The organism is Paraburkholderia sp. GAS38 (assembly GCF_050434965.1).
Classification (GTDB): domain Bacteria; phylum Pseudomonadota; class Gammaproteobacteria; order Burkholderiales; family Burkholderiaceae; genus Paraburkholderia; species Paraburkholderia phenazinium_A.
The window spans coordinates 45,883-70,914 of the sequence record NZ_JBNDJO010000017.1; the positions used below are offsets into that span (position 1 = coordinate 45,883).

25 protein-coding genes and 1 pseudogene are annotated in these 25,032 nt (G+C 61.9%); 15 read left to right on the forward strand and 11 right to left on the reverse strand.

Annotation, left to right across the window (positions count from 1 at the left end; genetic code table 11):
* Nucleotides 1–3 precede the first annotated feature (3 nt).
* Together P3T42_RS31025 and tet are read left to right on the forward strand one after the other, a co-directional pair.
* Nucleotides 4–972 carry a LysR family transcriptional regulator gene (locus P3T42_RS31025; RefSeq protein WP_429308212.1) on the forward strand — a complete coding sequence of 323 codons (969 nt, stop codon included), beginning with the start codon at nucleotides 4–6 and terminating at the stop codon, nucleotides 970–972.
* A 4-nt stretch (nucleotides 973–976) separates the two neighbouring features.
* Entirely contained in the window at nucleotides 977–2,188 is a 1,212-nt protein-coding gene (gene tet / locus P3T42_RS31030; RefSeq protein ID WP_074296492.1) for a Tet(A)/Tet(B)/Tet(C) family tetracycline efflux MFS transporter, read from the forward strand.
* Between the two features lie 27 nt (nucleotides 2,189–2,215).
* On the opposite strand, the gene P3T42_RS31035 is transcribed toward tet, so the two are convergent.
* A complete protein-coding gene (locus tag P3T42_RS31035; protein ID WP_429308213.1) occupies nucleotides 2,216–3,031 on the reverse strand; it encodes a phytochelatin synthase family protein in 816 nt (271 codons plus the stop codon).
* Nucleotides 3,032–3,049: 18 nt separating this feature from the next.
* Here P3T42_RS31035 and P3T42_RS31040 point away from each other — a divergent pair, with 18 nt between their 5' ends.
* The 3 genes from P3T42_RS31040 (at nucleotide 3,050) to P3T42_RS31050 (ending at nucleotide 4,752) form a co-directional block, all read left to right on the forward strand.
* Nucleotides 3,050–3,388 (forward strand): GNAT family N-acetyltransferase, encoded by a 339-nt coding sequence (locus P3T42_RS31040; RefSeq protein WP_429308299.1) that lies wholly within the window; start codon nucleotides 3,050–3,052, stop codon nucleotides 3,386–3,388.
* A gap of 182 nt (nucleotides 3,389–3,570) precedes the next feature.
* Nucleotides 3,571–4,215 (forward strand): hypothetical protein, encoded by a 645-nt coding sequence (locus P3T42_RS31045; protein WP_429308214.1) that lies wholly within the window; start codon nucleotides 3,571–3,573, stop codon nucleotides 4,213–4,215.
* 48 nt (nucleotides 4,216–4,263) lie between these two features.
* Nucleotides 4,264–4,752 carry an HrpB1 family type III secretion system apparatus protein gene (locus P3T42_RS31050; RefSeq protein WP_429308215.1) on the forward strand — a complete coding sequence of 163 codons (489 nt, stop codon included), beginning with the start codon at nucleotides 4,264–4,266 and terminating at the stop codon, nucleotides 4,750–4,752.
* A 113-nt stretch (nucleotides 4,753–4,865) separates the two neighbouring features.
* Here P3T42_RS31050 and mmsB read toward each other — a convergent pair whose 3' ends face one another.
* Genes mmsB through P3T42_RS31065 form a run of 3 tightly spaced genes read right to left on the reverse strand, consistent with a single transcriptional unit; the run spans nucleotide 4,866 to nucleotide 8,699 of the window.
* Nucleotides 4,866–5,756, reverse strand: a complete 891-nt coding sequence (gene mmsB, locus P3T42_RS31055) for a 3-hydroxyisobutyrate dehydrogenase (protein ID WP_429308216.1) — start codon at nucleotides 5,754–5,756, stop codon at nucleotides 4,866–4,868.
* A 45-nt stretch (nucleotides 5,757–5,801) separates the two neighbouring features.
* Entirely contained in the window at nucleotides 5,802–7,328 is a 1,527-nt protein-coding gene (locus P3T42_RS31060) for a CoA-acylating methylmalonate-semialdehyde dehydrogenase (RefSeq protein WP_429308217.1), read from the reverse strand.
* A 54-nt stretch (nucleotides 7,329–7,382) separates the two neighbouring features.
* Nucleotides 7,383–8,699 carry an MFS transporter gene (locus P3T42_RS31065; protein ID WP_429308218.1) on the reverse strand — a complete coding sequence of 439 codons (1,317 nt, stop codon included), beginning with the start codon at nucleotides 8,697–8,699 and terminating at the stop codon, nucleotides 7,383–7,385.
* Nucleotides 8,700–8,839: 140 nt separating this feature from the next.
* Between P3T42_RS31065 and P3T42_RS31070 the strand changes: the two genes are divergently transcribed.
* The 3 genes from P3T42_RS31070 to P3T42_RS31080 all read left to right on the forward strand — a co-directional run bounded on the left by P3T42_RS31070 (nucleotide 8,840) and on the right by P3T42_RS31080 (nucleotide 11,334).
* A complete protein-coding gene (locus P3T42_RS31070) occupies nucleotides 8,840–9,808 on the forward strand; it encodes a LysR family transcriptional regulator (RefSeq protein ID WP_074296500.1) in 969 nt (322 codons plus the stop codon).
* Between the two features lie 161 nt (nucleotides 9,809–9,969).
* On the forward strand, nucleotides 9,970–10,434 hold the full coding sequence (locus P3T42_RS31075; protein WP_429308219.1) for a hypothetical protein: 465 nt from the start codon (nucleotides 9,970–9,972) through the stop codon (nucleotides 10,432–10,434).
* A 96-nt stretch (nucleotides 10,435–10,530) separates the two neighbouring features.
* Nucleotides 10,531–11,334, forward strand: coding sequence for a lipid II flippase Amj family protein (locus P3T42_RS31080; protein WP_429308220.1), 804 nt, complete (start codon nucleotides 10,531–10,533; stop codon nucleotides 11,332–11,334).
* Nucleotides 11,335–11,372: 38 nt separating this feature from the next.
* Here the strand turns inward: P3T42_RS31080 and P3T42_RS31085 are convergent, their stop codons facing one another.
* The 4 genes from P3T42_RS31085 to bla form a co-directional block, all read right to left on the reverse strand.
* Nucleotides 11,373–12,926, reverse strand: coding sequence for a class I SAM-dependent methyltransferase (locus tag P3T42_RS31085; protein WP_429308221.1), 1,554 nt, complete (start codon nucleotides 12,924–12,926; stop codon nucleotides 11,373–11,375).
* 60 nt (nucleotides 12,927–12,986) lie between these two features.
* A complete protein-coding gene (locus P3T42_RS31090; RefSeq protein ID WP_429308222.1) occupies nucleotides 12,987–13,463 on the reverse strand; it encodes an OsmC family protein in 477 nt (158 codons plus the stop codon).
* A gap of 221 nt (nucleotides 13,464–13,684) precedes the next feature.
* Nucleotides 13,685–14,785, reverse strand: a complete 1,101-nt coding sequence (gene dnaN / locus P3T42_RS31095; RefSeq protein ID WP_429308223.1) for a DNA polymerase III subunit beta — start codon at nucleotides 14,783–14,785, stop codon at nucleotides 13,685–13,687.
* A gap of 340 nt (nucleotides 14,786–15,125) precedes the next feature.
* Nucleotides 15,126–15,983, reverse strand: a complete 858-nt coding sequence (gene bla / locus P3T42_RS31100; protein ID WP_429308300.1) for a class A beta-lactamase — start codon at nucleotides 15,981–15,983, stop codon at nucleotides 15,126–15,128.
* 369 nt (nucleotides 15,984–16,352) lie between these two features.
* Between bla and leuS the strand changes: the two genes are divergently transcribed.
* Nucleotides 16,353–18,878, forward strand: coding sequence for a leucine--tRNA ligase (leuS, locus tag P3T42_RS31105; RefSeq protein ID WP_429308224.1), 2,526 nt, complete (start codon nucleotides 16,353–16,355; stop codon nucleotides 18,876–18,878).
* A gap of 52 nt (nucleotides 18,879–18,930) precedes the next feature.
* Here the strand turns inward: leuS and P3T42_RS31110 are convergent, their stop codons facing one another.
* Complete coding sequence (locus P3T42_RS31110; RefSeq protein ID WP_429308225.1) at nucleotides 18,931–19,212, reverse strand: hypothetical protein; 282 nt, start codon at nucleotides 19,210–19,212, stop codon at nucleotides 18,931–18,933.
* Here P3T42_RS31110 and P3T42_RS31115 point away from each other — a divergent pair.
* From P3T42_RS31115 to P3T42_RS31125, 3 genes and pseudogenes are all read left to right on the forward strand, one after another.
* A pseudogene (locus tag P3T42_RS31115) lies at nucleotides 19,093–19,350 on the forward strand (ATP-binding cassette domain-containing protein); the annotation flags it as partial. The gene P3T42_RS31110 and the pseudogene P3T42_RS31115 sit on opposite strands and share 120 nt — an antisense overlap.
* 43 nt (nucleotides 19,351–19,393) lie before the next feature.
* The gene (locus P3T42_RS31120; protein ID WP_429308301.1) at nucleotides 19,394–19,816 is read left to right on the forward strand and encodes an ABC-2 family transporter protein; all 423 of its coding nucleotides are present in this window, start codon (nucleotides 19,394–19,396) and stop codon (nucleotides 19,814–19,816) included.
* On the forward strand, nucleotides 19,813–21,480 hold the full coding sequence (locus P3T42_RS31125; RefSeq protein WP_429308226.1) for a tetratricopeptide repeat protein: 1,668 nt from the start codon (nucleotides 19,813–19,815) through the stop codon (nucleotides 21,478–21,480). Before P3T42_RS31120 ends, P3T42_RS31125 begins: the two co-directional genes overlap by 4 nt.
* Here P3T42_RS31125 and P3T42_RS31130 read toward each other — a convergent pair.
* Nucleotides 21,473–22,348 carry a LysR substrate-binding domain-containing protein gene (locus P3T42_RS31130; protein ID WP_429308227.1) on the reverse strand — a complete coding sequence of 292 codons (876 nt, stop codon included), beginning with the start codon at nucleotides 22,346–22,348 and terminating at the stop codon, nucleotides 21,473–21,475. The genes P3T42_RS31125 and P3T42_RS31130 overlap by 8 nt on opposite strands.
* Nucleotides 22,349–22,453: 105 nt before the next feature.
* Between P3T42_RS31130 and P3T42_RS31135 the strand changes: the two genes are divergently transcribed.
* Entirely contained in the window at nucleotides 22,454–22,849 is a 396-nt protein-coding gene (locus tag P3T42_RS31135; protein WP_074296510.1) for a tautomerase family protein, read from the forward strand.
* Between the two features lie 136 nt (nucleotides 22,850–22,985).
* Nucleotides 22,986–23,933: an alpha/beta hydrolase gene (locus P3T42_RS31140; protein ID WP_429308302.1), complete on the forward strand. Its 948-nt coding sequence runs from the start codon at nucleotides 22,986–22,988 to the stop codon at nucleotides 23,931–23,933.
* Between the two features lie 50 nt (nucleotides 23,934–23,983).
* On the opposite strand, the gene P3T42_RS31145 is transcribed toward P3T42_RS31140, so the two are convergent.
* Nucleotides 23,984–24,394 (reverse strand): GNAT family N-acetyltransferase, encoded by a 411-nt coding sequence (locus P3T42_RS31145; protein ID WP_429308228.1) that lies wholly within the window; start codon nucleotides 24,392–24,394, stop codon nucleotides 23,984–23,986.
* A 76-nt stretch (nucleotides 24,395–24,470) separates the two neighbouring features.
* Here P3T42_RS31145 and P3T42_RS31150 point away from each other — a divergent pair, with 76 nt between their 5' ends.
* The gene (locus P3T42_RS31150; protein WP_429308229.1) at nucleotides 24,471–24,989 is read left to right on the forward strand and encodes an N-acetyltransferase family protein; all 519 of its coding nucleotides are present in this window, start codon (nucleotides 24,471–24,473) and stop codon (nucleotides 24,987–24,989) included.
* Nucleotides 24,990–25,032: the final 43 nt, after the last annotated feature.

The following is a 25,032-nucleotide window of genomic DNA, read 5'->3' on the forward strand; positions in this document are numbered from 1 at the left end:
TTGATGGCGGCATTCGATCCCAACGTGGTGGTGCGCAGACTGGCCTCGCGGCTGAAAATGCGCCACCTCACGCTGCTGCTGCAGATCCAGCAGCACGGCTCCCTGACGCGCGCCGCCGAACATATGGCGAGCAGCCAGCCTGCGGTCACCAATGCGCTGGCGGAGCTGGAGGACATGTTCGGGGCGCCGCTGTTCGACCGCTCGGCACGCGGCATGGCGCCCACGGCGCTGGGCAAGGTCGTGCTGGCGCGAGCACGGGCGATGACCGAGGATCTCGACCATCTGGTGCGGGAAATGGAGGCGGTGGCGTCCGGGCACGCCGCGCATCTGCATATCGGCGTGATCCCGTTCATTCCCGGCCAGATGCTGTCGACGGCGATTGAACGCACCCGGCCCGAAGGCGACCGGCGCCTGACGGTGACGATTCACGAGGGCACGAGCGAGCACTTGCTGGCCCAGTTGCGGGACCACACGGTGGACATCGTGATCGGACGCGCCTCGGCTTCGCTCGATCTGCAGCAGGTCGGCGTCGAGATCCTGTATCGCCAGCAACCGCGCCTGATTGCCAGCCGCCGCCTCGCGGCCCGGCTGGCGCGCGGCCGGCTGGACTGGCAGAAGCTGGCCGAACTGGACTGGATACTGGGCGCGCCGAACACGCCCATGCGCGAGCAGGTCGCCGACCTCTTTCTCGGCGCAGGCCTGACGCCGCCGACACCGATTGTCGAAAGCTACTCGTCCAAGCTGATCGGCGAGATGATCGTCGCGGGCGAGCAGTCGGTGTCCATCGTCCCGGCGGATATCGCCGAGGAGCTGGTGCGCATCGCTGGCGTTGCCATCGTGCCGTACTCGTTCGAATGGACCTTGTCGCCCATTGCGCTGTTTACGCGCATGAACGAAGCGCAGCGCATGCCCAGCCTGCTGTTCGCAGAGGCACTTCGTAAGGTATGCCAGGAAATTTATGCGAGGCCCTAGCGTTTTGAAAAAACCCCATATCGTCATACTCTTCACGGTACTGCTGGACGCAATCGGCTTCGGGCTCATCATTCCCATCCTGCCGGGACTGCTGCACAGCCTCGCCGGCTCGGACACCGCTGTCAGCAGAAACTACGGCGCCCTGCTCGCCGTTTATGCGTTGATGCAGTTTCTGTTTGCTCCCATCCTCGGCGCGCTGAGCGATCGCTTCGGCCGTCGTCCGGTGCTGCTGGCATCGCTCGCGGGAGCGGCGGTCGATTATCTGGTGATGGCCTCGGCGCCTGGCCTCTCGTGGCTCTATATCGGTCGTGTGCTCGCCGGCATCACCGGCGCGAACATGGCCGTCGCCACGGCCTACCTCACCGACGTCACGCCCGAAGCGGAGCGCGCGGGCCGCTTTGGTCAGATGGGTGCGGCGTTGGGCGTGGGCTTCATTGCGGGACCGCTGATCGGCGGTCTGCTCGGCGCGTTGCATCTGCGGGCGCCGTTCGTCGCGGCCGCGGCGATGAATGGGCTGAATCTGTTGCTGGCGTATTTCGTCTTGCCCGAATCGCGCGAGCGGCAAAGCGGTCCTCGGGAGAAGCGCAACATGAACGCGTTCGCCGCCTTGCATCGTCTGCGCGGCACGCCGAACCTGATGCCGCTCGTGGGCGTCTACGCCATCATCATGCTCGGCTCGCAAACCCCCGCCACGCTGTGGATCATCTACGGCGAGGACCATTTCGCGTGGTCCACGACGATCGCCGGCGCCTCGCTGGCCGCCTTCGGCGCCTGCCATGCCGTATCCCAGGCCTTCGCTATCGGGCCGCTGGTGGCACGGCTGGGCGAACGCGTCGCGTTGTTGATCGGACTGGCGGCGGACGGTCTGGGCCTGGTCTTCATGGCCATTGCAACGCGCGGATGGATGCCCTTCGCCATCCTGCCGCTGTTCGCGGTGGGCGGCATCACCATGCCGTCGCTGCAGGCCATGCTCGCACGGCAAGTCGACGATAGCCGTCAAGGCGAATTGCAGGGCACGCTCACGAGCATCGCGAGTCTGATTGGCGTGGGAGGGCCGCTCGCGGTGACATGGCTCTACGCGGCCAGTCAGCACATGTGGCCGGGTCTCGTGTGGGCCATCGGCGCGGCGCTCTACCTGCTGGTGCTGCCGCTGCTGTTCAGTTCGCGCATGAAATCGCCGCAGGACGGCGCGGTGGGGACGAGCGCAGGCGAATGACGTCCGCGGCAGGCTCAATACGTTCCATCAATTCACGCGCTTGCTAACAATTACCAGGCCGCGTGACAACCCGCTGACGTTATCGACCGCTTGCGATCCCGCGTACAACTGCGCGATCGACACCCACACCGCCGGGTACTTGTAGCGCGCGACGTCGAGGACAAGCGCGCTATCGCTCGCGGCGTCGAAGGCGGCAAGCGGCGACCAGTGACCGCCGCCCGCTTCGCCGATCTCCACCCGCCTGAAGTTCAACAGCGCAAAGCGGTCGCTATGCGCCGTGGTATCGCGGATCAGCTCGCGAAACTGCGCGAGCGTGAGATCGCCAGAATGGAATTTTTTAACTTCGACCGGGAATTCACCCAGCACCGCGCTGAGTTGGTCGAGCGTCATACCTTCGTGCGAGACCCGCGCGGCATTGGCGACCTGCGGATCGACGCTGCGAAAGAAATCCTCTTGAGAGAAGTATGGGAAGTCAGGGTATTGCGTGGATTGGGGACGCTGGATGCCCAACGCATTCAGCGCCATCACCGAGCTTGCCACCGAACAGTACGCCTCGTTCCGCTGCGTTTCGAAATACTCCGAGAGTGGCCAGTACGACTGCTTGTCGGTGCTCGACATCAGCCGCTGTTGACCTTCGGGCTGCGTCAACGCGACAAGGTTGGGCGGAACCGGTAAGGGGCCATCGGCCGGTTGGCCGGCTGCGGGAGCGTCCGCATGACTCTGCGTGGACGGGGACGGCAACGATGCACAACCCGCCAGGGCAACGGCCGAAGCCGTGGCTATCGCGAGCCAGATGTGCCGGCTATTGAGCCTAACGAAGCGGAACAACGAATAGTTGAACATCGAGCCCTTCTCATGCGGATGCGTTCCGGACGGTGGGTGGGTAGCTGGCTGGCCACTGTGTCAGCACCCTGCGCGCGAACTACGGACGAGCTCCGTTTTTTAACACGAAACACGCGCGCGCGTGAGATCCGAGCGCAAGGGATTGAACTGGGAAAGCGCCTCGCCGAAAGCATCGTGCAGATCGCGAAGGAGAGCGGCTACTCGAAGATCCGGCTCGATACGCTCCCAACCATGCAGGCGGCGCAAAAGGTCTACGCGTTGCTCGGGTTCGTGCCGATCCCGGCATACGTGTTCAATCCGGTGGAAGGCACCCAGTTCCTCGAGCTCGATCTGCATACAGTGCAGGAGCTGCGCTAACGCTGATGTAGCGAAGACGGCCGGCCCCGGCTCCCCTCACCCGCTTCGCATCGCGTGACGGCCGTTCGTATCGGCGCCGTTTTTGCTGCGCGGCCAGTCGTAACCTCCCCCAAGGTCCAAATGACTCCCCTGTGCAGTCGTCCACGAGACCGTCCCAAACTTTATCTCGCGAGGAGGTAACGATGAACACCATATCGTCGGCGTATCTGAATCCCACGACGCAAAGCGCGCCGTCCACATCCACGTCGGGCAGCGCCGACCAGGCTGTCGAGCAATTGCTGCAGGACATCGAGACCCTGCTTGAAGATGCGAGCGGTAACGGTTCGGGCTCGGGCAGCGGTTCGGGCTCCGGCTCGGGTAGTGGCATGGATCTCGGCAGTGGCTCGAGCAGCTTGCCGCAGGCCGGTAGCATCCCGTCCACCGGCGGTGCGCCTGGCGGCGGCGCAGTTCCGGGCGCGGGTGCAAGTCCCGCTGCCGGGGCAGGGGCCAGTCCGGCTGCCGGCGCCAGCGAAGCAGGCCAAGGTCTGCACGACGTGAAGATCAATTCCACGGCGGGCGGCGAAGCCCTGCATCTGCAGGAAGACAGCCAGGGCAATCTGTACAACGGCAGCGGCGACAATGTCGGCCACGTCGGTGCGGATGGCTCCGTTTCGCTGAATTCGGGCGCCACGAAGGAAATCCAGCGTCTCGAGACCGGCGGCAATCCGATGTCCATCCTCGCCGGCAAGGCGGCCAAGCCGGAAGAAGGCGACGGCGGCAACGCGGTGTTCTCGTCGTCGGAAGTCACGGTTTCCGCAGGCGACCTGAACCAGACGAACGACTTCTGATAGGCGTGGCTCCAGGACGCCGTTCGTCACGCGAATCGGAGGACGGCGATGCCGGCCAATCACGTTGCGTCCTATCTCTCATGCCGTGACGATGTGATCGCACTGCTGCTGAAGATCTTCACGCTGGGCTTGAAGGATGCCCCGCGCGAAGATCTGGAAGATATGTTGCTGGCGTTGCGGGTCTTGCGCCGCGACGCGCTGCCGATCGACCTCGGCGAAGTGCGCCTCCATATCCGCGACGCCGACTGGATCGGCGCCGTGCGTCTTCTCAAACGCCTCGAATGGGCCGAGAAGACCAACACGGCGTCGATCGCCCTGCTGGCCGGATGTCTGTTCAAGCTCAACGACGCCGAATGGCGCCGCTATGCCGCGAAAGTGCTAAGAGACGGCGGCAATCCGGCCGCGCTCGCGCTGGTGGGGAAATTCATGCAGATCGGCGAGACGTCCCGGCCCATTCACGAAGTGGCGGGCGGCGACGAGTTGCGCACGCGTATCGCCGACGTTCTGCACCGCGGCGGCGGGCCGTCTGCGTTTTAGCGTGCTTGACGGCATTCGCAGGCTCGCAGCTCGCGAATGCCCACAACCGGGCAATCAAGCAATCAAAGAGCAAGCGGCGCCCTCAAAGCACCGCTTGACCGCTCTGTCCGCTATCAGACGTCCCCAGCCTGATACAGCTTGATCACCGCCGAGAAGTCCAACCGGCCCGCTCCCTTAATGCTCATGCTCTGATACAACTGCTGCGCCAGCGCGCCGAGATACACCGGCTGACGCACCTGCTTCGCGGCATCCGTAGCAAGACCGAGATCCTTCAGCATCAGATCCGTACCGAAACCGCCGGTATAACCGCGCGACGACGGCGCCGTTTCGATCACGCCCGGGAACGGGTTGTACGTGTCGGAACTCCAGCAGCGCCCGGTGGACGTATTGATGATCCCGCCCAGCACCTTCGGATCGATGCCGAGCGCGGCGCCCAGCGACATCGCTTCGGCCACCCCCGCCATCGTGATGCCGAGCACCAGGTTGTTGCAGATCTTCGCCACCTGGCCCGTGCCGGTATCGCCGCAATGAACGATGTTCTTGCCCATTCCCGACAGCACCGGCTTGACCTGCTCATACACCGCTGCGCTACCGCCCACCATGAACGTCAGCGTGCCGGCCGCTGCGCCGCCCGTGCCGCCCGACACCGGCGCATCGACAAACGCATTGCCGTGCTGCGCCGCGAGTTCGGCGAACGCCTTGACGCTCGCCGGATCGATCGTGCTCGAATCGATGATCGTCACGCCCTTGGCGATCCCCGCCAGCACACCATCGTCGGCGGTCAGCACGCTGCGCACGTGAGCTGCGACGGGCAGCATCGTGATGACGCATTCGACGTCCGTCACCGCGGCTTTAGGCGACGCCGCCGCCTTGGCGCCCGCGGCCACCAGCGCCTGTACGGCCCGCGCGTTCAGGTCGAACACGGTCACTGCGTGGCCGGCCTTTAGCAGGTTCTGCGCCATCGGCGCACCCATATTGCCGAGTCCGATAAAACCGATCTTCATGATTGCGTCTCCCCTTCGTGATCCAGAGTGCCTCGCGCCGAGCGCTTAGCGCAGGCTTATAGTGGTGTTGACGCCATCGTTGACGGTCGCGTCGTCGAACCAGCGCGCCGTAACCGTTTTGGTCTGCGTGTAGAACTGCACGACCTGCTTGCCGTACGGGCCGAGATCGCCGAGCTTCGAGCCGCGCGAACCGGTGAAGCTGAAGTACGGCACCGGCACCGGAATGGGAATGTTGATCCCCACCTGGCCCACGTCGATATCGCTCTGGAACTTGCGCGCCGCTGCGCCGCTCTGCGTGAAGAGTCCCACGCCGTTGCCCATCGGATTGCGGTTGACGAGCGCAATCGCATCGTCGAGCGTCGGCACGCTCAGCACCACCAGCACCGGCCCGAAAATTTCGGTGCGGTAGATTTCCATTTCGGTGGTGACGTCGGCGAAGATCGTCGGGCCGATGAAGTTGCCTTCCTCGAAGCCCTTCACTTTCACGCCGCGGCCGTCGAGGGCAAGCGTGGCGCCCTCTTTCACGCCCGCTTCGATCAGGCCGAGAATGCGCTGCTTCGCCGCACGCGACACCACCGGGCCAATGTCCGTGCCCGACTCGCTGCCCGCGTTGACCTTCAACGTCTTCGCCTTCTCGACCAGTTCCGGCAACCACTGCTGCGACGCCCCCACCAGCACGACCACCGAAGTCGCCATGCAACGCTGGCCTGCTGCACCAAAGCCGGCGCCTGCGAGCGCGTTCAAGGTTTGTTCGCGATTGGCATCGGGCAGCACCACCGCGTGATTCTTCGCGCCCATCATCGACTGCACGCGCTTGCCGTGTTCGCTGCCCAGGCGATACACATGCGTGCCCACCGCCGTCGAGCCCACGAACGAAATCGCCTTGATCAGCTCATGCGTGCACAGCGCATCCACGACGTCCTTGCCGCCATGCACGACATTCAGCACGCCCTTCGGGATACCGGCTTCGATGGCTAGTTCCACCAGTTGCATCGTCGACAGCGGATCCTGCTCCGACGGCTTCAGCACGAACGTGTTGCCGCAGACGATCGCCATCGGGAACATCCACAGCGGAATCATCGCCGGGAAATTGAACGGCGTGATGCCGGCGCATACGCCGATCGGCTGACGCAGCGTGTACGTATCGACGCTGCCCGCGACGTTCTCGGCGAACTCGCCTTGCTGCAGCGTGCCGATCGAGCAGGCATGTTCGACCACTTCGAGGCCGCGGAAGATATCGCCTTCCGCATCGGGAATCGTTTTGCCCTGCTCGGCCGACAAGGTCTTCGCGATACGCGGCATGTGTTCGCGAATCAGCGCCTGGTACTTCAGCATGATGCGCATGCGTGCGCCTATCGGCGTGTTTTTCCACGTGGCGAACGCGGCATGCGCGGCACGGATGGCCGCATCCACTTCATCGGCGGTCGCGAACGGCACGCGTGCCAGCACTTCCTGAGTCGCCGGGTTGACGATATCGCGCCATTCGCGCGTGCTCGATTCGACGAACTCGCCGTTGATCAGCAGTTTGACCGTGCTGACGTTCGCGTTCGACGCCTGGGTAACAGCATTCATGATGGGCTCTCTCGGTTAGGTTCGGATAGATAAGGTGAGTGGGCTACGGATGGACTAGTGGTCGGCGCGCGGGCGCATCATCAGCGTGCAGAGCAACGCGACAACGCCGAGCGCCACCATATAAACCACCACGTAGTGCGGGCGGCCGGCGCCCACGGCGAGCAAGGCGGTCGCGATCATCGGCGCGATACCGCCGCCCAGTACGCCGGCAATCTGCACCGACAGCGAGATCCCGCTATAGCGAATCTCGGCCGGAAACTGCGAAGCGAATAACTGTGACTCCGGTGCATACAGAATCGGGAACACGACGCCGACGCCCAGCACCATCGCCCACCAGACAGTCAACGGATCGCGCGTGCCGAGCATCGCAAAGAACGGCGCCGCAAACAGGCACATGATGACGAGGCCGATCAGGAACAGGCGTTTCTGGCCGATGCGATCGCTCAGATAGCCGCAAAACGGCATGGTGAACAAGGACAGCACGGCACCCGCGGTAATCGCATGGAGGATGGCGGCCTTGGGGATCTTCAACTGGTTGGCCGCATAGGCCAGCGCGAACGCGACCACCAGATAGAACCAGGTGTTCTCCGCACTGCGCGCGCCGATGATGATCAGCAGTTCGCGCGGATGGCGGCGCATCGCTTCGAGGATCGGCGCCTTCACCGGCTCGCCGCGCGCTTTTACGCGCTCGAAGTCCGGCGATTCGGGCACGCGTACGCGGATTACCCAGCCAACTACCACCAGCGCAATGCTGGCGAGAAACGGAATGCGCCAGCCCCATGCGAGCAGGTCGGCTTCCGGCAGCGCGGTGACGGCGGCCATGGCTAGCGAGGACAAGATCAGTCCGAAGCCCACGCCGGTTTGCGGCAGACTGCCGAAGAAGCCCTTGCGGCCAGGCGGTGCATGTTCCACCGCCATCAGCACGGCGCCGCCCCACTCGCCGCCCACCGCCATGCCCTGCAAAAACCGCATCGCCACCAGCAACGCAGCGGCCCAGTAGCCGATGCTCTGATACGACGGAATCAGGCCGATCACCATGCTTGGAATGCCCATCAGCAACAGCGTGACGAGCAGCATCGACTTGCGGCCGATCCGGTCGCCAAAGTGACCGAAGACAATACCGCCCATCGGACGGCCGATGAACCCCACGCCATAGGTCGCAAACGCGGCTAGCGTGCCGAGGATGGGATCGAGCGTCGGAAAGAAGATCTTGTTGAATACGAGCGCGGCAGCCGTGCCGTAGAGAAAGAAGTCATACCATTCGATGGTGGTGCCGGCCATGCTGGCCCACCCGGCGAGCAGGTAGTCCCTGGCGCGCCTGGGAAGCGGTGCGGCAACTGCCGCCCGGTCGGGGGTCGATTGCATCTGCATCCTGTGTCTCCGGTCTTTTTTGTAGGCTCGCCGATCGCGCGAATCGCGCGGGCTGCCTAAGCCGTGGTTGTTCTAGCGGCTTGCATCCGAGTATAGTTATTCGAATATCCACGGCATAGAGATGAAAAAGCCCATCTGATATGCAAAAAAACACAAGTGCCCTGCTGCACGGAGACCGGATGCAAAGTTTGAACTGGGACGATCTGCGCTACTTCCTCGAGGTGGCGCGAACCCAACGGGCAAGCGGCGCAGCAAAGCGCCTGGGCGTCGACCACACCACCGTGGCGCGTCGCGTAAGGGAACTGGAAGCTGCGCTTGGCACCGTGCTGTTCGACAAGTCGCGCGCGGACGGCTTCGTCCTGACCTCAGACGGCCAGCGTCTGCTCGCCTATGCCGACACCGTCGAAACCACCGTGCAATCCGCCGCTGAACAATTCACGGGTGGTGCGCACTCGCTCTCGGGACACGTGAGGGTGGGATCGACCGAGGGCTTCGGCTGCTTTTTTCTGTCGCCGCAACTCGCGCGCTTTGCGGGCAAGCATCCTGACATCTCAATCGACCTGCTGCCGGTTCCGCATTTCGTCAGTCTCTCCAAACGCGAAGCGGACCTCGCCATCATGCTCGAGCGCCCCGAGCGCGGCCAGTACGTCTACACCAAGCTGTGCGACTACCGGCTCAAGCTATATGGAACGCGCAGCTATCTGGATCGCCATCCGCCCGTCAACACGGTGACGGACTTACGCGACCACGCGTTTATCAGCTATGTTGCGGATCTCGCCTTCAGCCGCGAGTTGCTCTATCTGGACCGCACCATCCCCAACGCCACGGCCAATCTGTGCAGCACCAGCGTGATCGCTCAATACCATGCTGCGCTGCAAGGCAACGCGCTCGCCATTCTTCCCTGCTTCATGGCCGAGCTCAATCCGCTGCTCGAGGCGGTCTTACCGGACGAGGTTGTGGTGACGCGGCATTTCTGGCTCTGCTGCCGCGAAGATCTGCGCAAGCTGCGGCGCGTCACGTCGTTGTGGGACTATCTGCGCGCGGCGGCCGATGAAAATCGCGCGCTGTTGATGGGTGAATCGAGGGAGATGCGGTATGTGGCGGCGTGAGCGGGAAGCGTGTTTCGTTGCCGCCTGTGGCCGAAGGTCATTCCACGGCTGAGCACGCCGAGTGCAGCCGGCCGGCGTTCGACGGCCGACTGTGCAGATGGGCCTTAAGCTTTTGCCGGAGAGGCCGTTATTGCATCTGCCAACCTTTCACGTGCCCGCTCATGGCCAAGACCATTCCGTTTTCCGGCAACACCCAGGCCGCCCGCGCGCGGGCAGCAAAGGCTATGTTGCTGCCGCTTCCGAGGACGACCGCGGAAGAACTTGCCCTGCAGGTCCACCTCGCACTCGACAGCCTGCGACGCGGGCAAGGCAGCGTCAGCGCCGCCCAGACCGTGACGCAGGCGATGCTCCTCGCAGCCTTCATCGTCGAGGCGGGCTACGGCATGCTGACCCCTGAAGCGCTGCGTACCGCGGACGCCGCGAGCGCCGCCTGCTTCGAGCGTGGCCGCGCCTCGGGCGAATGGGTACTCGAGCGCGCCGGCTACGAGATTTTCGCGGCCATCGCGACGGTGTACGACCACCAATTGCAGAAAGCCCCGCTTTGGGCCGTTACCGAGGCAAGCGACCGGCTGGACCGGTTCAGCGCCGGCGAACCTTATCAGGCAGTGGCCCGCAAACGCGCGTGAATGGATGCGAGTAGTTCAAGCATGTGCACGACGGCAGCTTCGCGGGCATCATCTGCCGTCATGTAGACTGGCGGGGCCGCGACTACCGCCTCGATCATGGACGCCCAGCTACTGATTATTTGCGCACTGACCTTTGTCATTCACGTGATCGCGACCCTCGCGTACGCGGTCCGGATCGCAGGGGTGCGCACGCGCAGGATCGCCGTATCGTTCGCGCTGTTCGGCATCATCGCCCTCGTGTCTCGCACCGCGAATTCTTTTCAGGGGCCGTTTCTGGCAAAGCGCGTCGAAGAGGATATCGCGCGGCACATTGCGCAAGGCATGCTCGGCGATTTTCGTTTGCTCCTGCTGGCGGCGACGATTGCCACCATCGTCGGCGCGCTCCTCATCCCCACGTTTCAGCGCTACTTTAGCCGCGCCGTCGTGCACTTCCAGGCGCACCGCTCGCTTCCGCGTCTCGCGCTCCACGCCTTCAGTCGCGGCGGCATTGCTTACATCCGGCACGGCGCGCGTCTGCCGTCACGCACCAACGTGACGCAACTGGCGAGCGGCTCAGGCGTGTCGTGGAAGGTCATCGTATTGAACGTGCTGGCGATGGCGCTCTGGACCGTGGGCGTTTTCGCGTCGCTATACGCGGGTTTTCTGAAACCGGAGTTGCGCGTGACCTGCGCGAATCTGTCGTCGGTCATCAACGGCTTTGCGACGATCGTCCTGACCGTCATGATCGATCCGCAGATTTCCGTCATGACCGACGACGTCATCGAAGGACGGGTCACGGAAAATCGGTTCCGCCGCGCGATTACGACGCTGATCGGTGCACGCGTCGTGGGCACGCTCGTCGCGCAGGCGATGCTCATTCCGGCTGCGTTTTTGATCGTGCGGGTGGCGGAGGCGATCTAGGCGCGCGTGCGGTTGCGTCGGGCCAAGGAATGCCCTACCTAAGCAATGCCCAATGCCTGCAAGATCGGAAGATGAAGCTGCGCAAAGCGCTGCGCTTTGGCCGTCAGATCGGCCAAAGAAACTGTTGATGGCGATGCCTTAGCTTTCTGGCTTGATTCCGAATCCGCGCGTAACACCGTCTCTGCGAATTCGGCCCATTGCGCCGGTTGCTGCATTTGATGTCGCCTCGCCAACAGAAAAAGCTGCGGCAGACGCGGCATAAAAACGCCCGATCCCGAAACCGGACTCACCATGAAATGCACGTCGTCATGGTGACGCGCCTGCTCGCAGATTGCTGCGTTCAACTGCTCTGCTGACGGCCGGGCCGCGCTGATCTGCGCGTCGTGCTGGGCATTCAGCAATGCGCCCATGCTGATCAGCAGCAGCACAGCCTCGACGATCTGCGCCAAGGTGATGCCTCGCGCGCGAACATCGCGTTCGATATCGGACAAAGGCACGGGGCGATGGCTCGACAGCGCGTCGAGAATCGGGCCGTATAGCGCTTCCGGCAAGGTCGTTTCGCCGAGTGCGCCACGCACCTTCAGCGCCACAGACGCTCTCGGCAGCGCGAGGATCACGCGATGCGCGCGCAGCGCCGTATCGCGCTCGTCGTCCGTCAGCGTGCGGGGTTCCTTGATCCAGTAATCGCGCCGCAACGAGCGGTTCACGCAGAAGTCGCGCGCCGACTCACGCAAGCCTGTATCGGCAATGCCCGCCAAAAGAGCGCGTTGCGCCGCGCTGAGGTTGATCTCGTCGACATGATCGCGATAGTCCGCCGGTCCGCCATAACTCAAACCGGCCGCAGTCAGCGACGAGGCCACCTGCAAGAACGACATGGGATGCCAGTCGCGATTGAAGTACTCATGCGCGAGATACTCTGGCCTCTCCGCGGAGAGCGCCTCGACACGCTCTGCCAGCAAGGGGTTAACCACGGCATAGCCCGGTTGCGTCGCGAATACGGCTTGCGCAAAACCGACGGCGTCCTTGATGCGAGCCGCCATGCGCGCCTCAGCAATCATGCCGTCATGCTGCGCGGATTCAGCACCGATCTGAAAATGCCGGTGCATCAATTCGCGCACGGGCAGCATTGGTGTCCAACCGGGTTGCGTGTTGTAGCTCAGGTACAGCACGCCGCCGGGCTTCAGCTTGCGTTGGATGAATTCGGCAAGCAGCGCGCGATTTTCCTCGGAGATCCAGCTCCAGATGCCGTGCATGCCGATGAAATCGAAATCGGGCAGGTCGTCGCGCCGGCAGAACTCAGAGAAGCGTTCACCGCACAATTGCGCCTGCGATCCGGCGCGCTCGGCGAGTTGCTGGGCGAAGTGCGCGTGAGGCGGGTGGAAGTCGGTGCCATGCCATTGCGTGCTCGACCCGGCCGCGTGAATGTTGACGCTGACGCCGTGCCCGAACCCGAGCTCGCATGCGTTACCAACGGAGGGCGGTACAAGCCCGGCATACAGCAACGGAAGCTTCAGCCGTAGTGGATTCAGCTCGTCGCAATAGCCGAACGTGTAGGCAATCTCATCTACGTACCCCGTATCCCACTCGCCCACGTCTTTGCTCTCGTTCGTTGCGCGGATGTCCTTGCGGGGTCCGCGGATTGCCGCACCCGGTCAGGTTGCAGCGAGTTCGATGGTCGGCTCGCAGACAATCGGGAAATTGACCGAGTTCGCAACATAGCACTTTTCATGAGCCGCGTGATGCAGATGCGCGGCGAGGTCAGGGTCATCCCCCGCACGAATCGTCACGTGAGGGCGCAGCACGATTCGCGTGAATCTGCCCTGCTCCGGACTGTCGAGCATCGTCCCTTCCGCGTCGTCGCGATAGTCCAGCACCGCAATGCCGGCATCGGCGCACAGATGCAGGTACCACAGCTTGTGACAGGCCGATGCGGACGCGACAAGCAGATCCTCCGGATTCCAGCGTGCCGCGTCGCCGAGAAACGCTGCGTCCGACGAGCCTGGAATGTCGGGCTTGCTGCCCGAGCGAATCGTATGATCGCGTCCGTAGTCTCGATAGCCCGACGTGCCGGTGCCGCGGTTGCCGGTCCACTGCACTGAAACCTGGTACTTGTGCTCGCCATATGCCATGCCACTCTCCTTCAGGTTAAACAATCGGGCTTCGGATCGAAGGTCCAAGCCGTACCGTCGCTCAGGCGAGCGCAACGCCCAGGTACATGAGCCGTGCATTGTAGATAGAGCGTCTGCGGTAGCTCATGGAATGGATGGACGGTCGCCCCAACGGTTAATATCCGACATTATCCGATTCCGGCACGCTACGGTGCAACACGCTCGCGCCGCAAAACACGCCATCACTTCCGCAATGCCATGACGACGTACCTGAACGCTTCCTCACCCGGTGCGACGATCAGGGCGCTCAGTTTGGTTGAACTCAAGCGAACCTCCAGGGTATCGGTCCGCAGTGTCGCCATGGCGTCCAGCAAATAGCGGATGTTGAAGCTGAGGTCTACCGGCGCACCATCGTAGGCTATCTCAAGCTCTTCAACCGACTCCTCGTCCTCCGGATTGCTGACGCTGACCTGTAACCGGCCATGGCCCGCGGAACATTGGATGCTTTTGAATTTCTCAGTGGTTAGTACTGCTGCACGCTGCAGACACGCGTAAAACGCCTGACGGTCGATCGTGAACTCCGCCTCGAACCCATCTGGAATTACGCGCCTGAAGTCCGGATACCGGCCCGCAATCAGCTTGCACGTGAAGAGAATCTTCCCAAACGCGAAACTCGCATATCCCGCTGCGGTGGTGAGCAGAACCGTCGAGTCGTCGTCAGGTAGCAGGCGGATCAATTCGAGAATCGCCTTGCGCGGCACGATGATCTCCCGCGAATCGTGGCCGGTTTGGGCGGGGATACGTGCGGTAGCCAGCCGGTGACCGTCGGTGGCTACGGCCGTGAGCTCTGATCCGCTGATCAACAGTGCGCCGTTCAGGAAGTAACGAATGTCGTTATCCGCCATCGCGAAGTGCACCATGTGCAGCAGGCGTTTCAGATTGCCTGCGCCGACAGAAAGCGCCATCTCCGGCTCCGCGCTTTGCCGGATCTGCGGGAAATCCTCCGCGCTCCCCGCATGCAGGGATATCCGGCTGCCTGGCCCCTGGATGATGAGACGAGTGCCTGACACAGCGAGGCTGATCGGTGCGTCGGGCATGGCTCGCACCACATCCAGCAGCTTGCGTGCGTTCACGGTTAAGGCCGTGCCGGACTCGCGGGCGTCGATATTTTCCGTTGCACTGAGTTCCAACTCGAGGTCGGTGCTGCGGAAATGCAACTGGTTGCCGGCGGTGGAAACCAGCACGCTGGAGAGAACGGGAAGCGTGCTGCGCCGCTCCACGATGCCGCAGACGATTTGCAATGGGTGAATCAGAACATCGCGTGGAGCTTTAAGAAACTGCATGGCGTTTCCTTTCAATTGGGAGGCGATGTAACGGCCGACCAGGTAACACCGTCGCCCTCTATTTCGTCATCCTAAATGCAAAGTGTGGATGTTCCGATCCAAACGGACGGAACATGCCGGCGTGACCGGCCAAGACCTTCGCGAGGTCAAGGCGCATTCGATCATGGAGAGTTCGAAGCGCCCGGGACACATTTCCCCGAGCGGGTGGCCGAACGCGATGTGGCCCGCGTTCGACATGTGCACACGATAACCGGCGGATAAGCCGGAGTCAACTGACAAGCTACACTTGTCAGTGCGGTCATGTGCACGCACAGGCCGGGTTTGAAACCCTCCTCATACATCAAGCGCTGGCCGTCACCCATTGCACGAAGACAGCGCCAGCCTCGCGCAGGACGGCCTCGCGAGCGTCCATGCTCACGCCGGGCGCATCGTAGTACGCGGCGACAAGAAGCGGCGCGCGCCCTGGCGGCCGTACGATGGCGTAGTCGTTTGTTTCCTCTTCGACGCTCGTTCCGGGGCGGTCGGCCGGCCGCCAGTCCGCAGGCAGACTTGCACGAAGCCGGTTGAGGCCAGGCTTGCAGGCGACCATCCAGCTTTCCAGTTGCGCACGCGACGGGGGACTCAAGACATCGCCTAAAAGAATTCGGCTTACCGCGTGGGTGATGGCTCTTGGACTCGTCGTATCGAGCACGCCGCTATATTGGTTCGACTCGGGCTCGTACCGATCCGAGCGTGTGACGGTATCGCCGAGACTTCGAACGAATTGAGTCAAGGCAGCAGGACCGCCCACGCTTCGCATCAACAGGATTGCCGCCGTGTTGTCGCTCACCTCCACAATCGCCTGGCAAAGCGCGCCGACCGACATGGCACCCTGCGCAACGTTGGCTTTCGTCACGGGAGAAGTGAAGATCAGATCCTTCTCCGTGTACCGCACGAAACGCTCGAGGCTATCCTTGCCGCTATCTACACGGGCAAGCACCTGTGCCGCTAAAAGCCCTTTGAAGGTGCTGCACATCAGAAAGCGTTCATCCGCGCGATGACTTAGCGTTCGCCCCGAACCGGTATCGACGGCGAACACGCCAAGGCGTCCGCCGTGTCGGCGTTCGATATCGGCTAGCGGCGATTCGGCTGCGTAAAGCGGGTTGGCAACGCCGATGCCAAGTAACAGCGGTAGTCCAAGAATCAGACTTCGACGCATGGTGAAATGAGTCACTGATTATCCTGTTCAATCGGGAGCAGTCATGTTTTAAGGAGTGCGCGAGTGCCGCCTCAACGAAGGACCTCGACGTTCGAAGATTTACAGAAAGCCGCGATTCGTGCAAACTCGTTACACATTACGGGCTAACCGTTACGCTCTTATGGTGTTCACTATCGCGTCCTCGGCAGATGTACACGGGTTTTACGACCCACGCCTTGGCACGCCCCTATCTGTCTACCTCCCTATCCGCCGACTACCGCTCGGCCGCTGAGCCATGGCGTCTTGGCGGCCGTAGCCATTCCATCGCCGCAATCGCGGCTGCATACGGACAAAGCCGGTTGAACCCGTTTCGCCGGCAAGGGGTAACAGATGGCCTACGATCCAAAAGCGATCGAGCCCAAGTGGCAAGCCTATTGGGACGAACATTCCACGTTCCGGGCACAGATCGATCCAACTAAACCGAAGTTCTATGCGCTGGACATGTTTCCCTATCCATCGGGTGCGGGATTACATGTTGGGCATCCGATGGGATATACCGCGACCGACATCCTGTGCCGGTACAAGCGCATGCTCGGCTTCAACGTGCTGCATCCGATGGGCTGGGACAGCTACGGCTTGCCCGCCGAGCGCTACGCAATGCGTACCGGCGTTCATCCGGCCATCACCACGAAGCGCAACATCGAAACCTTTCGCGGCCAGGTCAAGCGCCTGGGCTTTTCGTATGACTGGAGCCGGGAATTCGCCACCACCGACCCGGCCTATGTGCGATGGACCCAATGGATCTTCCTGAAGCTGTTCGAACGGGGTCTCGCCTATCAGGCCGAGGTCGCCGTGAACTGGTGTCCCGCGCAAAACACGGTGCTGGCCAATGAGGAAGTGAAAGACGGCAAGTACGTCGAGACGGGCGACCCGGTCGTACGCCGTCTGATGCGCCAATGGATGCTGCGCATCACTCACTACGCCGACCGCCTGGTGGACGATCTGGACGAACTGGACTGGCCCGAAAATGTGAAGGCCATGCAGCGCAACTGGGTGGGACGATCGGAAGGCGCAGATATCCATTTGCCGATTGCAGGCAGCCGCCACTCGGTGACCGTCTTCACCACGCGCGCGGACACGCTGTTCGGCGCGACGTGCTGCATCCTCGCCCCTGAGCACGCATTGCTCGCCAGCATCGTCACGCCCGAGGCCCGCGCCGCCGTCGACACGTATATCGAGCGGGCAAAAACGCTGGACGACACCGTGCGCGGCGATGCGGGTCGCAAGAAAACCGGCGTGTTCACTGGCGCATACGCTATCCATCCCGTGAGCGGTGAGCGCCTGCCGGTGTGGGTCGCGGACTACGTGCTGGCGGGTTATGGCAGCGGCGCCGTCATGGCGGTGCCGGCGCATGACGGAAGGGATCATGAGTTCGCTCGACACTTCGGTCTGCCAATCGTACGGGTTGTCGACGATGGTTTAAACGGCGACATCACGCAGGCAGCGTATGAAGGCGACGGCCTGATGGTCAACTCCGGCTTCCTGAATGGGTTGACGGTCGCGCAGGCAAAGCAGGCCATGGTGACGTGGCTGGAACAGCACGGCGCCGGTCGCGCGAAAGTGACCTATCGTCTGCGAGACTGGCTGTTCTCCCGTCAGCGGTATTGGGGCGAGCCTATTCCGGTTCTGCATCTGACCGACGATTCGATCGTGCCGTTGCCCGAGGACGCGTTGCCGCTCCTGCCGCCCGAACTCGACGACTACAAACCCGCTCCGGGCGGAGAGCCGCCGCTCGCCCGCGCGGAGGACTGGGTTCGAACCACCGTGCCCAATACTGACATCCCTGCGATGCGCGAGACGAATACGATGCCGCAATGGGCCGGCTCGAGCTGGTACTTCCTGCGTTTCCTCGACCCGCACAACGACCGCGAGTTCGTCAGCAAGGAAGCGGAAAAATACTGGATGCCCGTGGATGTCTATGTGGGTGGTCCCGAGCATACCGTGCTGCACTTGTTGTACGCGAGGTTCTGGCACAAGGTGCTGTACGACATCGGCGTGGTGTCGACGAAGGAGCCGTTCCGCAAGCTGTTCAATCAGGGGATGATGCTGGCCTTTTCGTACAAGGACGAAGCAGGCCGCTACTACGAGTCCGACCAGGTGGTCGAACGCGACGGCAAGCATTTCAGCGGCACGGTGGAACTGAGCCGCCAGGTCGAGAAGATGTCGAAATCGCGCTTTAACGTGGTCAATCCGGACGACGTGGTGCAGGAGTACGGCGCCGACGCATTGCGACTCTATGAAATGTTTATGGGCCCGCTGGAGGTCGCCAAGCCGTGGCAACCCTCGGGCTTGACCGGTGTGCGCCGGTTTCTCGAGCGGGCGTGGCGCATGGTTTGCGACGACAACGATATGCCGCATCCGCTGGTGCAGGATGGTCCGGATGTGCCTGAAGTTCTGCTGCGATTACGGCACAAAACCGTGCGCACGGTGACTGAGGATATTGAGGGGCTGCGTTTCAACACCGCCATCGCGCGGTTGATGGAAATGGCTAACGTACTGACTCACGCTTCCATCCGGCCGCGCGAAGTGGTGGAGACTTTCGTCAAGCTGCTGGCGCCGTTTGCACCTCATGTTGCGGAGGAGTTGTGGGGCAAGCTGGGGTACGACGGCACACTCGCGTATGCGCCATGGCCGAACTTCGACCCGGAGCTGGCGCTCGATGAGCGCCAGGAGTACGTCGTGCAAGTCAACGGTAAGGTGCGACATCGTTTCCACGGCGAGACCGGGCTCGACGCGAATGCTCTCGCGGCAGCGGCGAAAGCCGAACCACAGGTCGGCGCTTTGCTGGAGGGGCGGAAGGTGATGAAGGAGATTGCCATCCCCGGGCGGCTGGTGAATTTTGTCGTCGGGGAATAGGGTTCTTCTACGATCCGGGTTGGCGTAGGCGCCTCTGCACTCCTTGTCTGCTTTAAGCGGGCAAGGAGTGCTTATTTGTTTTGGAGCGGTGAATCTCAGCCACGAACGGCCACGTCCCGGTTTCTGCTAACATCTTGCGCTTTTCGGCCCGCACGGTCGGGCTGAAAACAATCGGCAGCATCGACGACTCAGCGAGGATGGCATGTCTCAGATCGTGGTCGAAGGCCTGGCTAAAACCTACCGCATCGCGGAGCGCCAACCCGGCTTGCTCAGCCTGCTCCGGCGTCGCTGGCGCGAGGTGGAGGCCCTCAAGGACGTCAGCTTCAGTCTGCAACGCGGCGAACTGCTCGGTTTTATCGGCCCCAACGGCGCAGGCAAGTCGACCACCATCAAGATTCTGTCCGGCATTCTGCGCCCCACTGCCGGCCGCGTCGTGATCGAAGGGCGTGTCCCGTTCGACAATCGGCTACGACTTCCGGCTGCGAGTGATCGGCCGTCTGATTCAGGGCCTGCTGGTGCTGGCAGTAGCCACCCGGGCACTCGATCTTCATTGGGGTGTGGGCGAAGTTGCGTTAGCGCTCTGGACGATTGCCGGGGGTGTAGCGTTGTTCTTCGGACTGATGGTCTTGCAGGCAACGCTCGCCTTCTGGACCGTCGAAAGTCTGGAGGTGGTCAACGTGGTGACTTACGGCGGCGTGCAGGCTGCGCAGTACCCGCTCGGTTTTTACACTAGTTGGTTCCGCAACTTTCTGATTTTCGTCGTGCCGATTGCTTGCATCGCCTACTTTCCGGTGCTGGCGATTTTGCACAAGGCTGATCCGCTCGGTGCGCCAGGGTGGTTCCTGCCGCTGGCGCCCGCGGTGGGATTCGCGTTCCTTGCGACGAGCTTCGTGGCGTGGCGCTTCGGGGTGCGGAAGTACACGTCGACCGGAACTTGACTGCGTCGGCTTTAGAGCGTCCATCGGCACGTAGTACCCCCTCGCATTACGCACCCTTACCAAACACCCCTCTCGTAACCTGCCGTAAATTTTCCACTTCAAGGCACGATTGGCACGAAGCGCGGCGCTGCTATGCTCGGTTCATTCGCCCCGTCCAGCAAGGTTCAACCTCTTCCGCCGGACATGAAGACCCACTGAACCATCGCTTTACCACCCGCATGCATGACCACCACGTGGCTCGCTTGCGGTGCGCTCCCATCATGCCCATCGATCGTCTTCTTTCTCTGGCCTCTTCGTATCATCAGGAAGGCCATTTCGACCTGGCCGAAACGCATTATCGACAAGCACTGGACCTCGACCCCAATCACTGGGACGCATGCTTTAGACTCGGCCAGGTATTGATCCGGCGTGATCGGTTCGACGAAGCAATCGGCCGGCTCAGTCACCTGTTGAACCGCCCCGGCGATCACGCCGCCGTGCATCGCCAGATCGGACTCGCCGAAGCTTGCGCGGGACGGCGGCAACGCGCGCTGGATCATTTCAAACAGGCCCTTGAACACGAACCCGACGATGCCACCACCTTGCACATCGTCGCCAATCTGCAGCAGGCGCTAGGTCTCCATAGCGCCGCCGACGCGACCTATCGGCGTGCGCTGAAATTGAAGCCGCTGATCACCGTGCCCGCCATCGTCGCGCCGCCGGATTTCCGCGTGCTGTTCGTGTTCGGGCCCAGTGCGGGTAACACCCCCATCGAGTATCTGATCGAGCAGGCGCGCTTCGAAAGCAATATCGTCACCCTATTGCCGGACACGGCATACGACGTCGATCGGCTGGGCGTTTACGCAAACGTTGTCGTCAATCTGATTTCCGACGTCGATCGGGGACACGCCTTCCTCGCACCCGCGCAAGCGCTTGTCGAGCAAATTGGCGGTCCGGTCGTCAACCCTCCCAAGGCGATCGAGGGTACGGGCCGGGAGTCGATTGCGCGACGCCTTGCGGCGTTGCCGGGCTGTCGCGTACCGCAAACGCGGCAGTATCAGGCAGTTGAACTGCGCGACCTGCTCGCCTCAAATTCGTCAGCCATGCTAACGTTTCCGTTGCTGGCGAGACCCGCCGGCACACACGGCGGCGACGACTTCGAGAAGATGGAGAGTGCCTCGCAACTGCATACATTCCTTGGCGGACACGAACCACGCAGCTACTATCTCACCGCGTTTGTCGACTACCGGTCCGACGATGGCTATTTCCGCAAATACCGTTTCTTCTGCGTTGGCGACGAAATCCTGCCGTATCACCTCGCCATCGACGATAAATGGAAAGTCCACCACGTCACCACCAGCATGACCACCCATACCTGGATGCAGGACGAGGAACGGGCGTTTCTGGACGATCCGTGGCGCGTCTTCGGCGCCGCGCAGCAAGCGGCTTTGCGGTCGATTCGCGACGCGATCGGTCTGGACTATTTCGGCATCGACTGCGCGCTCGATCGTGACGGCGCCGTCGTCGTGTTCGAGGTCAATGCAAGCATGCTCGTGCATGGACGGAACCAGCAGTTTCCGTACAAGACGGCGGCGGTGGAGCGCATCAAGCAGGCGTTTCATGCTTTGCTGGAACGACTCGCGCGGCAGGGGCAAGGAAACCAGCAGGCCGACGCCGCTACTTGAACCGGTTAATCAACACGTCGGCCGCTTCGCGCACCCTATCCGATTCGCCGGAGCGAGGTATCAGCAGCGAAAACTCGACCATGGGCAACTCGGGCAGGTCGATCTCGCGTTCCAACGCCCGAACCCCGCCGGGGACAGCGGATGCATTCAGGCAAGCAATGCCGAGACCGGCTGAAAGTGCCGACTGCAAGCCGCTAATGCCTGAGGCGGTATGCGCAACGAAATAGCGGATGCGTTGTTCCGTCAGCTTCGCGAGGGCAAACCGCTGCATCGAGCAATGACCCGGCAGCGTGATCAGCGGCAACGGCGCGCTCCGATCCACCTTGTACGATGCGCCCGCAACCCACATCAGCGGTTCGCGTCTAAGCGCAACGCGCCGGTGCGCAGTGTCCTCGTCGCTCTCCTCCCCACGCCCGACGATGGACATGGAGATCCCAAGATCGAAATCGGCGCGCTCCACATCGTGTTCAATCAGCGCGCTTTTGCGGATGAAAACATGCAGACGCAGACGCGGATACTGTTCGCCCAGACCTTTCAGAATGCCTGCCAGATCAGTAGGCCGAAAGTAATCGGTGATGGCGAGCCGCAGATCGCCCGACAACACCACGCCTTGCATGTCCAGCCACGCAACGTCGTTGAGTCGCAGAAGCGAACGGGCATGCGCGAGGAGACGGTCGCCGGCCGGAGTCAGGCTGACGCCTTTCTTGCCGCGCAGGAATAGCGTCAAGGCGCAGAGCTCTTCGAGTTTCCTCACCTGTTCGCTGACCGCGGATTGCGACCGGCAGAGATGCGCGGCCGCAGCGGACAGACTGCCCAGGTCCGCGACCGCCACGAGCGTATTGAGGGCGTCAAGATCGAAGCGTCGCATGTCCTATCCAACTGGTTTTCCGATGGATGGGATCATATATTCCCGCTTTTCCAATAGCAACGACACAGGCACGATGCTGTCTCCTACTCATGTTTGGAGGGCAATATGCCTGGCATCTCTGTGAACCTCTCCGGTACGCCCAATGCGGCGCTTTCCCGCACCGTGGCGCGCGAATTGACATCGCTTACGTGCACGCTGCTCGACAAGAAGCCGGTGAACACGACGGTGGCTGTTCAGTACATCGCTCTTGAAGACTGGTTTATCAATGAGCAGTCGCTTGCGGAGCTTGGCAAAAACTCGTTCCGGCTGACGGTTTCGATTACCGAGGGGACCAACACGAAGTTTCAGATCGCGGCCTATCACAAGGCCGCGTTCGAATTGTTATCGAAGCTGCTGGACGAGGTTCATCCGCATTCGAACGTTCATGTGGTCGAATGCAGTGCGGCAGGGTATGGATACGAGGGGGTGACGCAGGAGTACCGGCATCAGCATGCTTCCTGAAGAATCCGGTGAGAGCGGAGAAGTTTGCAACGATTGCTTGCGCGGGTCGTGCTAATTTCCGGTCATGTGGCACACTTCCGGGTCTCGTCTTCGTGCCTCGGAGGCACTGCGCATGAGCCTTCTCGCCGCTATCGCCATGGCCGCAGCTATCCAATCCGCAACCATCGCGCAGACCGTACAGACCGAGCTTGAAGCACCCGGTCCAATGGGTCCCTTGCGTGGCACGCTGCTTTCGCCCGCAAGCCACGGCGCGCCCGTCGTCCTGATCGTGCCGGGTTCTGGTCCGACCAACCGGAACGGCGACGGCCCAAACGGCCTTCACACCTCAACCTATCAATTGCTCGCTGAAGGACTGCTGAGCCGCGGTATCGCCTCGGTTCGAATCGACAAGCGAGGGATGTTCGGTAGCGCATCCGCTGTACCCGATGCCAATGACGTCACCATTCAGGACTACGCGAGCGACGTGCATGCGTGGATAGCGACTATCCGCAAGCGGACCGGCGTGTCTTGCGTCTGGGTGCTGGGTCATAGCGAAGGCGGCCTGGTGGCGCTAAAGGCCGCGCAAGACAGCCACGACATTTGCGGGCTAATCCTGGTCGCCACAGCAGGACGTCCGCTCGGGCAAGTGTTGAGGGAACAGTTACGATCGAACCCGGCAAATGCCGCGATTCTGGACAATGCCATGTCGATACTCGAATCCCTCGAAGCTGGGCACGCGGTGGACGCGACGAGGATCGATCCCCTCTTGCTGCCATTGTTCGGGCCACAAATTCAGCGTTTTCTCATGAGCGAATTGACACTTGATCCCGCTACCCTGCTGGCGGGTTACACCAAGCCCGTGCTCATTATGCAAGGCATGCGGGATCTTCAGGTCGCACCTGAAAATGCGCAACGGCTAAAGCAGGCGGATCCTCGGGCGGAGCTGGTGTTCCTCCCCGATGCCAATCATGTTTTGAAGGCTGTCCATACGCCTGACCGAAGCGAAAACCTCGCCGCCTATACGGACCCGCATCTTCCTTTAGCGAACAATGTCGTTGATGCGATTTCAACCTTCGTAAAGAACTCAACGAGTGATCGTCAATAGGTCCCTGCGCTGCGTCAACCGGCGACTACCGACTCAGTAAGTCGTGCGACTCAAAGCGCCTTGCGAAAGAAATGACGCTCATGTACGCCGTCCATTTCAGTGAGGCGGCCCCATTCGGAGTAGCCTAGCTTTCGATAGAATTCCGGCGCCTGAAAACTGAAAGTATCGACGATGACCTGCTTACAGCCACGCCGCCGCGCCTCTGCCTCCGCGGCCAGCATTAGCGTTGTTGCATAACCGAGCTTCCGGTGACGCTCGTGAACCCAAAGAAAAGAGATGTCCAGATACTGCCAGTAGGTCTTGGCGGTCAGCCCGCCAATAATGTGATCCTCATCATCGCGGGCGAATACGCAAAGTCGTTGTGCCCCGCCCTGCGAAAAACGCCTGTTGTACGCGCGGGTCTGGTCAATGACAAACGCTTCGTCATCCGCCTTGGGATCGTCGGTAAGGTCCAGGTGCATGGCATGATGGTCGTAGAAAACCTCATCATTGTCGCAGAAGTATCATAAGCCAATACCAACTCTACCAAAGACACCAGTGGACAACGTTCAACTCGTCATCAAGCCCTTGACCAGCAACGACGCACCAGCATTCAAGGCGCTCCGTCTAAAGGCTATTCTGGACTCCCCAGCAGCACTGTGGCCCACCTATGAAGAAGAAGCGGGACTCACGCCTCAAGCCATCATCGAGCGGATTCGCCACAACGAGCACCTGATCGTATTCGGCGCGTTTAGCGGACTCGAGTTGATTGGCATTGTTGGCTTAAGGCGCGAGCCGCTGGCTCAGGTCGCTCATCGAGCCATGCTTTGGGGGGTCTTCGTTGACACGGCCTGGCGCGGCAGCGGTGTTGCCCGCAAATTGCTTGACACGATCGTTGCACACGCTCGCGAAATGAAGCTGCTGCAACTCCATCTCGCTGTACACACTGAGAATCCACGGGCGGAAGGGTTGTATCGATCGGTCGGATTCGAGCGGTACGGTTTCGAACCGCGTGCCATACGCATCGGGGATCGCTTCTACGACGAGCACCGTATGATGCTGCGTCTGGACGACTAGTCTCGAGAGCACTACGTGACTCGACCGCCCGCGAGCCACTGAC

Bases quoted from the DNA above. Each gene is read 5' to 3' on its own strand.
- P3T42_RS31025 (WP_429308212.1), top strand. From the start codon at position 4: ATGGCGGCATTCGATCCCAACGTGGTGGTGCGCAGACTGGCCTCGCGG.
- P3T42_RS31035 (WP_429308213.1), bottom strand. From the start codon at position 3,031: ATGTTCAACTATTCGTTGTTCCGCTTCGTTAGGCTCAATAGCCGGCAC.
- P3T42_RS31040 (WP_429308299.1), top strand. From the start codon at position 3,050: ATGCGTTCCGGACGGTGGGTGGGTAGCTGGCTGGCCACTGTGTCAGCA.
- P3T42_RS31045 (WP_429308214.1), top strand. From the start codon at position 3,571: ATGAACACCATATCGTCGGCGTATCTGAATCCCACGACGCAAAGCGCG.
- P3T42_RS31050 (WP_429308215.1), top strand. From the start codon at position 4,264: ATGCCGGCCAATCACGTTGCGTCCTATCTCTCATGCCGTGACGATGTG.
- mmsB (WP_429308216.1), bottom strand. From the start codon at position 5,756: ATGAAGATCGGTTTTATCGGACTCGGCAATATGGGTGCGCCGATGGCG.
- P3T42_RS31060 (WP_429308217.1), bottom strand. From the start codon at position 7,328: ATGAATGCTGTTACCCAGGCGTCGAACGCGAACGTCAGCACGGTCAAA.
- P3T42_RS31065 (WP_429308218.1), bottom strand. From the start codon at position 8,699: ATGCAGATGCAATCGACCCCCGACCGGGCGGCAGTTGCCGCACCGCTT.
- P3T42_RS31070 (WP_074296500.1), top strand. From the start codon at position 8,840: ATGCAAAAAAACACAAGTGCCCTGCTGCACGGAGACCGGATGCAAAGT.
- P3T42_RS31075 (WP_429308219.1), top strand. From the start codon at position 9,970: ATGGCCAAGACCATTCCGTTTTCCGGCAACACCCAGGCCGCCCGCGCG.
- P3T42_RS31080 (WP_429308220.1), top strand. From the start codon at position 10,531: ATGGACGCCCAGCTACTGATTATTTGCGCACTGACCTTTGTCATTCAC.
- P3T42_RS31090 (WP_429308222.1), bottom strand. From the start codon at position 13,463: ATGGCATATGGCGAGCACAAGTACCAGGTTTCAGTGCAGTGGACCGGC.
- dnaN (WP_429308223.1), bottom strand. From the start codon at position 14,785: ATGCAGTTTCTTAAAGCTCCACGCGATGTTCTGATTCACCCATTGCAA.
- bla (WP_429308300.1), bottom strand. From the start codon at position 15,983: ATGCGTCGAAGTCTGATTCTTGGACTACCGCTGTTACTTGGCATCGGC.
- leuS (WP_429308224.1), top strand. From the start codon at position 16,353: ATGGCCTACGATCCAAAAGCGATCGAGCCCAAGTGGCAAGCCTATTGG.
- P3T42_RS31130 (WP_429308227.1), bottom strand. From the start codon at position 22,348: ATGCGACGCTTCGATCTTGACGCCCTCAATACGCTCGTGGCGGTCGCG.
- P3T42_RS31135 (WP_074296510.1), top strand. From the start codon at position 22,454: ATGCCTGGCATCTCTGTGAACCTCTCCGGTACGCCCAATGCGGCGCTT.
- P3T42_RS31140 (WP_429308302.1), top strand. From the start codon at position 22,986: ATGGCCGCAGCTATCCAATCCGCAACCATCGCGCAGACCGTACAGACC.
- P3T42_RS31145 (WP_429308228.1), bottom strand. From the start codon at position 24,394: ATGCACCTGGACCTTACCGACGATCCCAAGGCGGATGACGAAGCGTTT.